Here is a 13,027-nt window from a genome sequence, read left to right as displayed (position 1 = left end):
CTGGCGTGCCCTTTTGGGGCACGCCGGAAGACGCTAAAGCGTCGAGAGGAAGGTGCTGTTGTTGGCTTGCCATTCGGTGATGTCGACGCGGATGCGTTTCTTGTCGAGCTTGCCGACGCTGGTCTTGGGAATTTCAGTAACAAGGGCGATCTGACTAGGGATAGCCCACTTGCTCAGGTGCCCCAGCTCCACAAACGGCTTGAGGTGTTCCTTGAGTTCTTTGGCCCCGATTGCATGGCCCTCGCGGATCACCAGCAGGGCAAACGGGCGCTCGCCCCACTGCGGATCGGCAATGCCCACCACTGCTACTTCGCGTACCGCTGCGTGGCGACTGATCAAATCTTCGAGGTCCAGGGAGGAAATCCATTCGCCGCCGGTCTTGATCACGTCCTTGATCCGGTCGCGAATATCGATCACGCCCATGCTGTCCAGCGTTGCTACGTCTCCAGTGTGCAGCCAGCCGCCGGCCCAGAGCTCGGCGCCCTTCTGCGGCTCATTGAAATAACCTTCGGTGAGCCACGGCGCGCGCAGCACCAGTTCGCCCTGGGTCTCGCCATCGGCGGGCAGGAAGTTGCCGTCGGTGTCGACGATCGCCGCCTCCACCAAGGGCCCCGGTACACCGGCCTTGATTCGATACGTGGTGCGCTCGTCTTCGGTACCGGCCATCAACTCATCGTTGAGGTGCGCACACGAGACCAGCGGCCCGGTTTCCGACATGCCGTAAGCGGCGGTCAGCTGAATGCCCTTGGCCTTGGCGGCGTCGTACAACGCACGATTCAACGCACTGCCGCCGATCACGATTTTCCAGCCAGCGAAATCCGTGCCTTGCGCAGCCTTGGCGTTGAGGACCATTTGCAGGATGGTCGGAACGCAGTGCGAAAAGGTGACCTTTTCCTTGCGCCACAGCTCCACCAGGTATTCCGGATCGTAGCGCCCCGGATAAACCTGCTTGAGCCCGAGCATCGTCGCCACATACGGCAACCCCCAGGCATGCACATGGAACATCGGGGTGATCGGCATGTACACGTCGTTGGTGCCCAGCAGCCGCACGCTGTCGATAGCGCCCATGATGGTCGACACGCCCATGGTGTGCAGCACCAGTTGCCGGTGGGTGAAATACACACCCTTGGGATTGCCGGTGGTGCCGGTGGTGTAGAACGTGGTGGCGACCGAATTCTCGTCGAAGTCCTGGAAGTCGTACTGCGTGCTCGCGGCCGCCAGCAATTGTTCGTACTCGCCGACGAGGTTCGGCAAGTCGGCGGTTTTTTCCGGGAGGTCGGTCAGCAGCAGGGTTTTCTCGACGGTGGTCAGGTGCCCGGCAATCGCGTTGTACAACCCCACGAACTCACTGTTGACCAGCACGAAGCGGTCCTCGGCGTGGTTCATGGTGTAGAGGATCTGTTCCGGCGACAGGCGCACGTTGATGGTGTGGATCACCGCGCCGATCATCGGGATGGCAAACATGCATTCCAGATAACGATGGCTGTCCCAGTCCATCACCGCCACGGTATCGCCGGCCTTGACGCCGGCTGCCGTCAGTACGTTGGCCAGGCGTGCGACCCGTTCGATCAGGGTCGGATAGGTGTAGCGCAACTGATCGCGGTAGATGATCTCGCGGGTTTTCTCATAGCGCGTGCCAGACATCAGCAGCCGTTTGATCAGCAATGGATACTGGTAAGCGCCTTCGGCTGGGGGGATAACGCGAGTCTGCAACATAAGAATCCCTTTTCTGACTGCACGGTCGTGACTGAAAGTAAGCACTCTAGTGCCCTTCCATGACAACCAAATCAGCCGAAGGAATGATTTGCAACATTCAGCAAATGCTAGCGTTGCGCCAGCATCGAACCGCAATCCAGACCTGTAGGAGCCGGCTTGCTGGCGATAGGAACGCCAAGGTCTATCTGACAGACCGCGGCGATGTCATCGCCAGCAAACCGGCTCCTACAAAGATCAATGCATTTCTGTGAACGCGAGTTTCACGCCGATGGCGATCAGCACCGCGCCCATGGTCCGGTCGAACCAGTGGCCCATGCGGGCGAAACCGGCGCGCACGCGTTGCTGACTGAACAGCATCGCCACCAGGCAGAACCAGACGGCGGTTGCCACGGCGAGGTAAATCCCGTAACCCGCCTGCACGGCCAGCGGTGTGTGCGGATTGATCACCACGGTGAACAACGACAGGAAGAACAGTGTGGCTTTGGGGTTCAGACCGTTGGTCACGAAACCCGAGGTGAAGGCGCCGCGAGCCGTGCGCTCGCCGGCTTCCTTGTGCAGGTCATCAGCCACCGGTTTGGCCGGTTGTGCACGCAGGGCCTTGAAGCCGATGTACAACAGGTAAGCGGCGGCCGCCCATTTCAAGGCGTTGAACAGCATGATCGACTGGGACACGATCAGGCCGATGCCGAGCAGCGAATAACCGACATGCAGGAAAATCGCCGTGCCGACGCCCAGCGCGGTCCACGTGCCGGCGCGACGACCGTGGGTCACACTCTCACGCACCACCACGGCAAAGTCCGGGCCGGGGCTGGCCACGGCCAGCAAATGGATGAGGGCAACGGTCAAGAACTCTGTCCAGTACATGAAGGCTCCTTTGGGGCTGAACGGTCGAATTGAAACTTACAGGCTGACATCCCCCCTGTGGGAGCGGGCTTGCTCGCGAAAGCGGTGTGTCAGTTAACAATGATGCTGGCTGACGCATCGCTTTCGCGAGCAAGCCCGCTCCCACAGGTTCGGCGCCTGGCCTGGCTATGAGTAACCATTTGTTTCTATCTGGTAGGCTCGGCAGATTACGCCTTCAATTCAATGCACAAAAGGTACAGTTGATGACGAACCCTCGCCGCGCCGTTTTCCTCGACCATCCCTCGCTGGACCTCGGCGATCTGGACCTCAGTCCATTGCGTGATTGCTTCGACGATTTGCAGCTGTTCGCGCAGACCATGCCCGAACAGGTCATCGACCGTCTCAAAGGCGCGACCGTCGCCATCAGTAACAAAATCCTGATCGACGCCGCAGCCATTGCCGCCAGCCCCGAGCTGAAGCTGATCCTGATCACCGCCACCGGCACCAACAACGTCGATCTCGCTGCCGCCCGCGCCCACGGCGTTACCGTCTGCAACTGCCAGGGTTACGGCACGCCGTCGGTGGCGCAGCACACGATCATGTTGCTGCTCAACCTGGCGACGCGCCTAGCCGATTATCAGAAAGCGGTCGGCGAAGGTCGCTGGCAGCAAGCGAAACAGTTCTGCCTGCTGGACTACCCGATCGTCGAACTGGAAGGCAAAACCCTCGGCTTGCTCGGTCACGGCGAGCTGGGTGGCGCGGTCGCACGGCTGGCCGAAGCCTTCGGCATGCGCGTGTTGCTCGGGCAGATTCCGGGGCGCCCTGCCCGGCCGGATCGTTTGCCGCTAAATGAATTGCTGCCGCAGATTGATGCACTGACCCTGCACTGCCCGTTAAACGAACACACTCGTCACTTCATCGGCGCCCGGGAACTGGCGTCGATGAAACCGGGCGCTTTCGTGGTCAACACCGCCCGTGGTGGCTTGATCGACGAACAGGCTCTGGCCGATGCCTTGCGCAACGGCCACCTGGGCGGGGCCGCCACCGACGTGCTGAGCGTCGAACCGCCAACCGCCGGCAACCCGCTACTCGCCGCCGACATTCCACGTTTGATCGTCACACCGCACAACGCCTGGGGCAGTCGCGAGGCGCGGCAGCGGATCGTTGGCCAATTGACCGAAAACGCTCAGGGATACTTCAGCGGTAAGGCACTGCGGGTCGTCAGTTGATAAACTGCGGCACTTTTTTTCACAGGAGCAGAGTATGGATCCGCGCAGTGAAGTACTGCTTCGTCAGGCCGAGTTATTCCAGGGTTCGGTGTTGCTGGCCGGTTTGCCCGCCGATGATTTGCTCGGGCGCCTGCCCGACGCCCATGGCTGGTGCTGGCACGCCGGCGACCAGGCTGCGCTGGACGCTCGTTTCTCCGAGCGCAGCCACTTCGGCGTGACCGCGCCCGAGCGCGAGTTCGACACTGCGGTGGTGTTTCTGCCCAAGTCCAAGGACCTTACCGACTACATCCTCAACGCCCTCGCCTCACGCCTGGCCGGTCGCGAGCTGTATCTGGTGGGTGAAAAACGCAGCGGTATCGAAGGCGCAGCCAAACAACTGAACCCGTTCGGCAAACCACGCAAGCTCGACAGCGCGCGTCACTGCCAGCTCTGGCAGGTCACAGTGGCCGATGCGCCAGCGGCCAAATCGTTGGAAAGCCTGGCTCAGACCTATGAGTTGCCGCTGGCCGAAGGTCCGCTGAAAGTCATCAGCCTGCCGGGCGTGTTCAGCCACGGTCGCCTGGATCGCGGCAGTGCGTTGCTGCTGGAGCATCTCGACAAATTGCCAAGCGGCCATTTACTGGATTTCGGCTGTGGCGCGGGTGTATTGGGTGCAGCGGTCAAGCGTCGTTATCCGCACAATCAGGTCACGCTGCTCGACGTGGATGCGTTTGCCGCCGCCAGCAGTCGCTTGACCCTGGCTGCCAACGGTCTGGAAGCCGAGGTGATTACCGGTGATGGCATCGATGCGGCGCCGATGGGTTTGAGTGCGATCCTGAGCAATCCGCCGTTCCATGTCGGTGTACACACCGACTATTTCGCTACCGAGAACTTGCTGCGAAAAGCGGCCAAACATCTGAAAAACGGTGGCGAACTGCGCCTGGTTGCGAACAGCTTCCTGAAGTATCAGCCACTGATCGAAGAGCACCTTGGCGTGTGTGCGATCAAGGCTGAAGGACAGGGCTTCAGAATTTATCGAGCCAAGCGCGGTTAGAAATTTGTTCTTGCCCAATCGGATTTGGCTAGGCAGAATCCGCTCCGTCCTAGGGGAGTAGTCTCCCACGAGCGCCATGCTCGTCCGGCATACGTCAACATACTTGGTCCTCAGACCATGGCGTATGCGACCCAAGCGTCCGCATCAGACGGATCGCCAGGGTTTGACAAGACCTATGACACGAACACCTTACCCGGGGCGGGAAGGCTGTACGTGTCATAGCCGTGTCGACCCGCCCCTTAGGAAAACCCTGATGCTGGATTCACTTCTCGTTCCCACCGCAATCGTTGCCTTGGCCGAAATCGGCGACAAGACGCAACTGCTCGCGCTCATTCTCGCTGCCCGCTTTCGCAAACCATGGCCGATCATCGCCGGCATCGTCGCCGCCACCCTGGCCAACCACGCTGCAGCCGGTGCGGTAGGCGCCTGGGTCGGAAGTTTCTTCTCGGATGCGATGTTGCACTGGATTCTCGCCGCGAGCTTCACCGCGACGGCGTTGTGGACCCTGGTGCCGGACAAGATGGATGAGGATGAAGCCAGCACCGCCCGCAAGTTCGGGCCGTTCCTGACGACGCTGATTGCGTTCTTCCTCGCGGAAATCGGCGACAAGACTCAGATCGCGACCGTGATGCTTGCCGCGCAATATCCGGAATTGTGGCTAGTGATCATCGGCACCACCTTGGGCATGTTGATTGCCAACGTGCCAGTGGTGTTGGCAGGTAACTTTGCGGCGGACAAACTGCCCCTGACGTTGATCCGTCGCCTGGCGGCGTCGGCGTTCTTCGTCCTGGCGATTGTCGCGGTGTACAAGGCGATGCAGAGCAGTGGGTGGGTTTAAAGCGGTAAGTCAGTAACTCCGCGTAATCGTTCATCGCGGGCAAGCCCGCTCCCACAGGTTTTCGGTCGATCACATCATTTGTGTACGGCACAAAATTTGTGGGAGCGGGCTTGCCCGCGAAGGCGTCAGCGGATTCAACGCATACCTATCAGGATTTAGGCGCTTTCTCGTACAGAGGCATCACCTTCGGAATCGCCGCCTGCAACGCCGCTGTCCGGCTACTCGAAGACGGGTGCGTACTGAGGAATTCCGGCGGTGCGCCTTCATCCGCCTTGCTCATTTTGTCCCACAAGGTCAGTGCTGCATTCGGGTTGAAACCGGCGCGAGCCGCCAGCTCCAGACCGATCAGGTCTGCCTCGTTTTCATTGGTGCGGCTATTAGGCAAGGTCATCAACAGATTCACGCCGTTATTCCCGACCGCCACAATCGATGCCGGCGCGCCTGCCGCAATCGCCACTTCCTTGGCGATACTCCAACCATAGGATTTGGATAACGCCTCACGACCGTGCTCACGCAAGGCATGGGCGATTTCATGACCCATTACCGCGGCCAACTCGTCGTCGGTCAGTTTTAGCTTATCAATCAAACCGGTGAACACAATCACTTTCCCGCCAGGACCGCAGTTGGCGTTGAGGTCATCACTCTTGATCAGGTTTACCTCCCATTTCCATTGCGCGGCATCCGGGCGAAACGTCGGCGCCTGGGCGATCAGTCGATCGGCAATCGCCTGAACACGTTTGGCCTCAGCACTGGTTTTGTCGAGGATGTTTTTGCTGCTCGCGTCGCCCAGAGTCTGCTGGTAGTCCTGCGCATACGCTTGATTGACCTGCTCACTCGAGAGCAACGTGGTCATCCTTTGCTGGCGAACGACGCCGACCTCACCCGCGCTGGTCGTGTTTACGGTTTCGCAGCCATTGAGCAACAGCGCCGAGCCCAACATGCACGCAACCAGAGACTTGTTCATCAAGACACTCCCTTTAATCCGCCACCCGATCGAGAGACGGTAGTATCAAAAAATTCATACTGCACTGACTGCCTGACTGCACAAAGGTTCGGTACCTGCCTGATAGCGACATCCACCACTCCAAAACTGCCATTTCACCCTGCCTCACTCATGGCCCTCGCCCCCCCTGCCGATACAGCACCGCAGATGTCCTCTTGCGTGCGGAGCACCCATGAAATTCAAGTCGATTCAGTTTTCCGTGGCGGCCCTCGCCGGTGCCATCGTTCTCAGCGTAGTCGCCGCGCTGGTGCTATACGCCCTGTTTTCCGGTGCCCGAACCCAAGAAATGGTTCAAGAGCGGACCCAGGCGCAATTCGAGCAAGTCATCGAACAGCGCCTGACGTCCCTGGCGCAAACCCAGGTCAGCCAGATCCAGCGCGAACTTGAAGCGCCCCTGCTGATTGCCGGCGGACTGGTGCGGGTCAACGCCCTGATCGGCACGCCGGGTGCAGACGGCCAACCACAGTTGAGCCTGAGCCGTGAGCAATTGATCAGCCTGATCAAGGAAAACGTCGCCAAAAACCCGAAAATCCTCGGCACTTACATCGGCTGGGAAAAAGACGCACTCGACCACAACGATGCGGCCTACGTCGGCACCAAGGTGGTAGGGATCGACGCCAGCAACGGCCGCTTCCTGCCATGGTGGTTCCGCAACGAAGACGGCACGCTGGGCCTGGACAAACTGGTGGACGTCGACGACCAGAAAACCCTGTCCACCGGCGTGCGCGCCAGCGAGTACTACCTGTGCTCGAAAGAAACCAAAAAATCCTGTGTGATCGATCCGGCGCCCTACAAGGTCGGCGACAAGATCGTCATGCTCGCCTCCTTTATCGAACCGATCATGCTCGACGGCGCCTTCCAGGGCATCGTCGGCGCCGACCTGTCGGTGAACTTCATCCAGGAAATGCTCCTGGGCGCGAACCAGAAGCTGTACAACGGCTCGGGTGTCATGGCGCTGATCGGCGGCAACGGCCGGATCGTGGCCTACACCAAAGACCCGAGCAAATTCGGCGAGAAGGTCAGCGACATCCTCGACAGCCAACAGATCGCCAACATGGCCAATCTCAAGCGCGGCGAAGTCACTTACACCGTCGACAAGGCCCAAGGCCGGATCGAATTGTATCTGCCATTCGGCATCGGCCAAACCGACGCGCGCTGGACCCTGATGCTGCAACTGCCGCTTAACGCAGTGATGGCCGACCTGCAAAAACTCCAGGCCGACCTCGACACACAGCGCAAATCCGACACCTTCGGCATGGCCATGGTTGGCCTGCTGATTGCCGGCATCGGCTTGCTGGTAATCTGGCTGGTGGGCCATGGCATTGCCCGGCCGCTTAAACAGATGGTCGCCATGCTCGACGACATTGCCAAAGGCGAAGGCGACCTGACGCGCCGCCTGACCAGTGATCGCGCCGACGAATTGGGCTCGATCGCCAAAGGCTTCAATACCTTCCTCGCCAAGTTGCAGGCGATGATCACTCAGGTCGTGACGTCGGTGCAGAGCGTCAGCGATTCGTCGGAACACACCGCTGACATCGCCATTCGCACCAATATTGGCGTGCAGAAACAAATGGTCGAGATCGATCAGGTTGCCACGGCGGTGCATGAAATGACCGCCACCGCCCAAGACGTGGCGCGCAACGCGACCCAGGCAGCGCAAGCGGCCAGCCATGCGGATCAGGCGGCGGCGCAGGGCAAACAGATCGTGCGCGACACCTCGAATTCGATCGGTGTGCTGGCGGTGGAAATCGGCAAGGCTGTAGGCGTGGTGCAAAACCTGGCCAAGGACAGCGAGAACATCAACGCGATCCTCACGGCCATTCGCGGGATTGCCGAGCAGACCAACCTGCTGGCCTTGAACGCGGCCATCGAAGCGGCACGCGCCGGCGAACAGGGCCGTGGCTTTGCAGTGGTGGCGGATGAAGTGCGCAACCTGGCGCAGAAAACCCAGCAGGCCACCGAAGAAATCCAGACCATGATCCAGCAGCTGCAACAAGGCACGCGCGATGTGGTGCGGGTGATGGAGGACAGCCAGAACCGTACCGATGAAAGCGTGCAACATGCGGAGAAAGCGGCTGAAGCGCTGGATGCGATCACTCAGGCGGTGTCGGTGATCAACGACATGAACACGCAGATTGCCAGCGCGGCCGAAGAGCAGAGCGCGGTGGCGGATGACATCAACCGTAACGTGATCAACATCGGGCAGGTGGCCAATGAAGTGGCCGGTGGCGCGGATGAGTCCAGTGCGGCGAGTGCGGACCTGACCAAGCTGGCGGAACAGCAGCGGCGGTTGATCAATCAGTTCAAGGTTTGATCCAGAGACCCCATCGCGAGCAAGCCCGCTCCCACAGTTGATCGCATTCGATTGCGGGAGCGGGCTTGCTCGCGAAGGGGCCGGTACAAACAACGCATCAACCGGGGGTCAAACACTCCGGCCCATTCAACTTCGGATCATTCACCAGATTCGCCAACACCCGCTCGCGCAACGCAGCGGGCTCACTGGCCAGCAACCCCTGCAACACATGCAAAGGCGTCTCGGGATCAAGCCATGCCTGCTGCCCCGCCGCATCCAGAATCAACGGCCGACGCTGACTCGCCGCCGGTTGCGTGATCACTGCCGTGCTCAACCACATCTGCTCCTGCACCGGATACGCTTCCCAGATCGCCGCAAAATACAGCGTCGAGCCCTCCCCCGGCGTCAGCCAGTAAGGCCGCTTGCGCGTCGTGCCGCGCCATTCGTAAAAACCGTTGGCCGGCAGCAGGCACCGGCGCTCGCGCAGGGCCTGACGGAACATCGGTTGCTCAGCCACGGTTTCGGCCCGGGCATGGGCCGGCGTGCGGGACAGATCGGTCAGCCACGGCGGCGTCAACCCCCAGCGCGCGCGGGCCAACTCTCGCTGGCTGTCGGCACCGGCACGCAGCATCAATACCGAATCGTTTGGGGAAATATTCCACTGGGCCTGCTGGTCGGCGGGAAAGCCAGGCAGGGCCGCGAAGGCGGGGTTCCAGCGAAACAGGGCATAACGTCCACACATGGGGCAACACGACTCTTGATAAAACGAACGTCAGCCTAACAGACCAGCGTGCCGGGAAAGCTGTCCGGTTGTTCATCGCCGGGCATTGGCAGCGCTGCATTGTACGCGGTGATCAACTCGCGGGCGTATTCGGCCTGGTCGTTATCCACCGCCAACCCGAGCAAGCCGAAAATTGGCAATTCGCCCGTGCCGCCCACCAGATCCCGGCCCACCAGATGCGCTTCGATGCCCTCGCTGGCCAGCATGCCTTGCAGCAACTCGCCCTCCATCAGGTTTTCCGGCTCGTAGATTCGCTGCATGGACGCCCTCACTCATTCTCGCTGAACACTTCGAGATGCCATTCCTCTCCATGAACCTGCAACACAAACGTAATGGGCCGACAACACACCTGACAGTCCTCGATATAGGTCTGATCGCCTGCCGATAAATCCACAGTCGTCTCGACCTCTTCACCACAATACGGACATTCGTAGCGCTCGGTTTCCAGCATCGCGGTCTCCTGGGTGACTTGTGCGTATAATCGCCGGTCTATTTGCAGGGCTATTTTTGTCTGGCTACCTTTTCAGACCGTGCCCCGTTGGTTTTCGATCAAAACCTTTACTTACCCTAGCCGTTTCTAACAAGAGAGCATGATGGGCGAATTCGATGCCATCCGACCTTACGACGACAGCGAAGTCCCAGCGGTACTGAACCGGCTGCTCGGCGACAAGGCGTTTCTAGATATCCTCATCCACTTCCGCTTCCCGCGTTATGCCGGTGCCTTCGGCTGGATGCTCAAACCCCTTATAGCCCATCGGCTGCGCCGTGAGTTCGCCGGTGTCCATTCGGTGGCGACGTTGCAGGACAAAGTCGAGGTGTACGTTGACCACACCATCGAGCGCGCCACGGACGGTGTGACGTACACCGGCGTCGAGCAATTCAAGTCCGGCAGCGCTTACCTGTTCATCGCCAACCACCGCGACATCGTGATGGACCCGGCCTTCGTCAACTATGCCGTGTACCACGCCGGCCTGCCGACACCGCGCATCGCGATTGGCGACAACCTGCTGCAGAAACCCTTCGTCAGCGACCTGATGCGCCTGAACAAGAGCTTCATCGTGCACCGCTCGATCACCGGTCGCCGGGAAAAAATGGCGGCATATCAACTGCTGTCCGCCTACATCAACCACTCGATCCGCAACGATTGCGCCTCGATCTGGATCGCTCAGGCCGAAGGCCGGGCCAAGGACGGCGACGACCGCACCGAGTCGGCGATCCTCAAGATGTTCCACATGAGCCGCAAGGATGAGCCGTTCGGCGAAGTCATCCGCTCGCTGAACGTCACCCCGGTTTCGATCAGCTACGAATATGATCCGTGCGACCAGGCCAAGGCGCGTGAGCTCTACATTCGCGCCACCACCGGCAGCTACACCAAAGTGCCGGGCGAGGACGATGTGAGCATCGCCAAGGGCATCACCGGCTACAAGGGCCGCGTCCACGTGAACTTCGCCGCGCCGATCACCGAGCTCTACGAAGACACCAAGCAATTGGCGATCGAAATGGACAAGCAGATCCTCGGCGGTTACCGCTTGTTCCCGGTGCACTATCTGGCTTACGCACAGTGGGAGGACGCTGATCCGCAGTTGCAGGTGCCGAAAGCGGCTGAAGTGTTTGCGGCCGACGAACTGGCGAAGGCCCAGGAAGAATGGCAACGGCGTCTGGACGCTTGCCCGGAAGAACATCGCCCGTTCCTGGTGCTGCAATACGCCACGCCGGTGCGGAATCAGTACCGCGTGAAAGCCGGGTTGCCGCTGTAGGTTTTTACAGCAAGATCAAAAGATCGTCCGAAGGCTCGGGCCGCGTTCGGACGATTTTTTGCTTCAAGGGATCAAACGCGAGTGCTGATCCACGACACCAGCAACGCCACCCCCAGGCAGGCAAAACCGAAACGATAGAAAAACCGGTTCATGCGCAAGGTCGCCCAATCCAGCACGGGCTCTTCACTGGGACGGCTCTGACGCTGCGCTGCCAGACTGGCCTGCGCGCGTTGTTCGCGGCGACGCGTTGCATGCAGCAACCAACTGCCCGGGAAGGCAAACAGCAAGGCGAGCAGGTTGATCAATTTGGCGGGATGGGCGGTAAACAGCGTCATCAAATGCAGCGACATCACAAACCTCAGTCAAAACAGGTGTGGCGAACGCCGGACCGACGACCGCGGCGCGGATTCTACCGAAAGCCGTCCCTCCTGCCCGCCGTTTTACGACAAATAACTCACCATCTGGCAGATTCCTGCCCTGCGTCACGGCTTCGTCATCTGAATGCGCCAGTCTCTCGGCCCATCGAAACCGACATGGAAACCGTCATGCTGCACGCCGAAAACCAGGATCGCCTCTACCTCATCGCTCAAAGCGACGAACAACAAGCCTTAGTCGGCAGCCTTGCCTTCAACGTTCAGGATCGCCATTGGCTGGTGTATTGCGCACTGGGCGGGCATCAACATGCGGATTTGCCGGAGACGGATTTGTTGACGGGCGTGAGTGTGCTGGATTTTTATTCGCAGGCCGCGTGACAACACCGCTGATCCGCTGTGGGAGCGGGCTTGCTCGCGAAAGCGGTGGGTCAGCTTCATTGATGTTGACTGACACTCCGCCTTCGCGAGCAAGCCCGCTCCCACAGGGGATGGGTATATCCAAAAAATCAGCGGCACAAAAAAGCCCGGCGCCATCACTGGTGCCGGGCTTTTTGATGTCAGCGAAAACTTACTCGCCGAGAATCTGACCCACGGTCGGGTCCTTGAACAGACGCGTCAACGCGTCACTCAACACATCGCTGACCAGCTTGGTGTTGGTTTCCTGATTCGGCGCCATGCCGAAGCGCTGATCCAGCGACGCGCCGTAACGACCGCTGTAGCGGCGGTTGGCGTTCTGTACATCGGAGCGGAAGGTCGCGCCAATGGTCGCCTCGGTCACGTACATGCCTTCTTTCGGCGATTGATACTTCAACTCGGCCAGTGTCACCGTCAGTTGCGGTGCGTTCATCGCATTGGATGTCGGGGTAAAGCCCAGCAAGCGCACGGCCGCTTCGGCCTGGGCCTGCAACTTCGGCAGGATCTGCGCGCCCTGGACCGTGATCGCACTGGTCTCCGGATACAGACCGCCACGGGTGCCCAGGGTTGGCGACGGACGACCGTCCACCACACGCACCACCACTGGCTGACCATGGCCGACCGGCGCCAGCTGAGCCGTCAGCTTCGGCTCCGGGTTCAGTTGTTGCGGGCTGTGGGCGCAGCCAACCAGGGTCAAACTGGTCACAGTGATCAAACCGAACAACAGGCGTTGCAACATGCTCTTC

Annotated in this window: 14 protein-coding genes, 1 pseudogene and 1 riboswitch; of the genes and pseudogenes, 7 read left to right on the top strand and 8 right to left on the bottom strand. The window is 60.2% G+C overall.

Annotation, left to right across the window (positions count from 1 at the left end):
• Positions 1 to 33: 33 nt before the first annotated feature.
• A complete protein-coding gene (locus PMI01S_RS13105; RefSeq protein WP_084320452.1) occupies positions 34 to 1,716 on the bottom strand; it encodes a fatty acid--CoA ligase in 1,683 nt (560 codons plus the stop codon).
• A gap of 234 nt (positions 1,717 to 1,950) precedes the next feature.
• Positions 1,951 to 2,580, bottom strand: coding sequence for a LysE family translocator (locus tag PMI01S_RS13100; RefSeq protein WP_084320451.1), 630 nt, complete (start codon positions 2,578 to 2,580; stop codon positions 1,951 to 1,953).
• A 242-nt stretch (positions 2,581 to 2,822) separates the two neighbouring features.
• Here PMI01S_RS13100 and PMI01S_RS13095 point away from each other — a divergent pair, with 242 nt between their 5' ends.
• The 3 genes from PMI01S_RS13095 (at position 2,823) to PMI01S_RS13085 (ending at position 5,659) form a co-directional block, all read left to right on the top strand.
• Positions 2,823 to 3,788 carry a 2-hydroxyacid dehydrogenase gene (locus PMI01S_RS13095; RefSeq protein WP_084320450.1) on the top strand — a complete coding sequence of 322 codons (966 nt, stop codon included), beginning with the start codon at positions 2,823 to 2,825 and terminating at the stop codon, positions 3,786 to 3,788.
• A gap of 34 nt (positions 3,789 to 3,822) precedes the next feature.
• A complete protein-coding gene (locus PMI01S_RS13090; protein WP_084320449.1) occupies positions 3,823 to 4,821 on the top strand; it encodes a methyltransferase in 999 nt (332 codons plus the stop codon).
• A gap of 39 nt (positions 4,822 to 4,860) precedes the next feature.
• A riboswitch (yybP-ykoY riboswitch) is annotated at positions 4,861 to 4,986 on the top strand.
• Positions 4,987 to 5,074: 88 nt separating this feature from the next.
• A complete protein-coding gene (locus tag PMI01S_RS13085) occupies positions 5,075 to 5,659 on the top strand; it encodes a TMEM165/GDT1 family protein (protein ID WP_084320448.1) in 585 nt (194 codons plus the stop codon).
• Positions 5,660 to 5,807: 148 nt separating this feature from the next.
• Here the strand turns inward: PMI01S_RS13085 and PMI01S_RS13080 are convergent, their stop codons facing one another.
• Entirely contained in the window at positions 5,808 to 6,512 is a 705-nt protein-coding gene (locus PMI01S_RS13080; protein ID WP_371850919.1) for a M48 family metallopeptidase, read from the bottom strand.
• A gap of 322 nt (positions 6,513 to 6,834) precedes the next feature.
• Here PMI01S_RS13080 and PMI01S_RS32410 point away from each other — a divergent pair.
• Both PMI01S_RS32410 and PMI01S_RS32405 read left to right on the top strand, forming a co-directional pair.
• Positions 6,835 to 8,121, top strand: a pseudogene (locus PMI01S_RS32410) (methyl-accepting chemotaxis protein); the annotation flags it as partial.
• 12 nt (positions 8,122 to 8,133) lie between these two features.
• Positions 8,134 to 8,976: a methyl-accepting chemotaxis protein gene (locus tag PMI01S_RS32405; protein ID WP_371850918.1), complete on the top strand. Its 843-nt coding sequence runs from the start codon at positions 8,134 to 8,136 to the stop codon at positions 8,974 to 8,976.
• A gap of 97 nt (positions 8,977 to 9,073) precedes the next feature.
• On the opposite strand, the gene PMI01S_RS13070 is transcribed toward PMI01S_RS32405, so the two are convergent.
• From PMI01S_RS13070 to PMI01S_RS13060, 3 genes are read right to left on the bottom strand one after another with little or no spacing between them, the layout of a single operon-like run.
• Positions 9,074 to 9,697 (bottom strand): SOS response-associated peptidase, encoded by a 624-nt coding sequence (locus tag PMI01S_RS13070; protein ID WP_084320445.1) that lies wholly within the window; start codon positions 9,695 to 9,697, stop codon positions 9,074 to 9,076.
• Positions 9,698 to 9,732: 35 nt separating this feature from the next.
• Positions 9,733 to 9,996, bottom strand: coding sequence for a putative signal transducing protein (locus tag PMI01S_RS13065; protein ID WP_084320444.1), 264 nt, complete (start codon positions 9,994 to 9,996; stop codon positions 9,733 to 9,735).
• A gap of 8 nt (positions 9,997 to 10,004) precedes the next feature.
• On the bottom strand, positions 10,005 to 10,187 hold the full coding sequence (locus PMI01S_RS13060; RefSeq protein WP_084320443.1) for a CPXCG motif-containing cysteine-rich protein: 183 nt from the start codon (positions 10,185 to 10,187) through the stop codon (positions 10,005 to 10,007).
• A 142-nt stretch (positions 10,188 to 10,329) separates the two neighbouring features.
• Between PMI01S_RS13060 and PMI01S_RS13055 the strand changes: the two genes are divergently transcribed.
• Positions 10,330 to 11,493: a 1-acyl-sn-glycerol-3-phosphate acyltransferase gene (locus PMI01S_RS13055; protein ID WP_174602666.1), complete on the top strand. Its 1,164-nt coding sequence runs from the start codon at positions 10,330 to 10,332 to the stop codon at positions 11,491 to 11,493.
• 71 nt (positions 11,494 to 11,564) lie between these two features.
• On the opposite strand, the gene PMI01S_RS13050 is transcribed toward PMI01S_RS13055, so the two are convergent.
• A complete protein-coding gene (locus PMI01S_RS13050; RefSeq protein ID WP_084320441.1) occupies positions 11,565 to 11,843 on the bottom strand; it encodes a hypothetical protein in 279 nt (92 codons plus the stop codon).
• A 195-nt stretch (positions 11,844 to 12,038) separates the two neighbouring features.
• Here PMI01S_RS13050 and PMI01S_RS13045 point away from each other — a divergent pair, with 195 nt between their 5' ends.
• The gene (locus PMI01S_RS13045) at positions 12,039 to 12,245 is read left to right on the top strand and encodes a hypothetical protein (RefSeq protein WP_084320502.1); all 207 of its coding nucleotides are present in this window, start codon (positions 12,039 to 12,041) and stop codon (positions 12,243 to 12,245) included.
• A gap of 190 nt (positions 12,246 to 12,435) precedes the next feature.
• On the opposite strand, the gene PMI01S_RS13040 is transcribed toward PMI01S_RS13045, so the two are convergent.
• On the bottom strand, positions 12,436 to 13,020 hold the full coding sequence (locus PMI01S_RS13040) for a YajG family lipoprotein (RefSeq protein WP_084320440.1): 585 nt from the start codon (positions 13,018 to 13,020) through the stop codon (positions 12,436 to 12,438).
• Positions 13,021 to 13,027: the final 7 nt, after the last annotated feature.

This window comes from Pseudomonas migulae NBRC 103157 (genome assembly GCF_002091715.1).
Lineage (GTDB): Bacteria > Pseudomonadota > Gammaproteobacteria > Pseudomonadales > Pseudomonadaceae > Aquipseudomonas > Aquipseudomonas migulae_A.
This window is presented reverse-complemented; position numbering and strand designations above follow the sequence as displayed.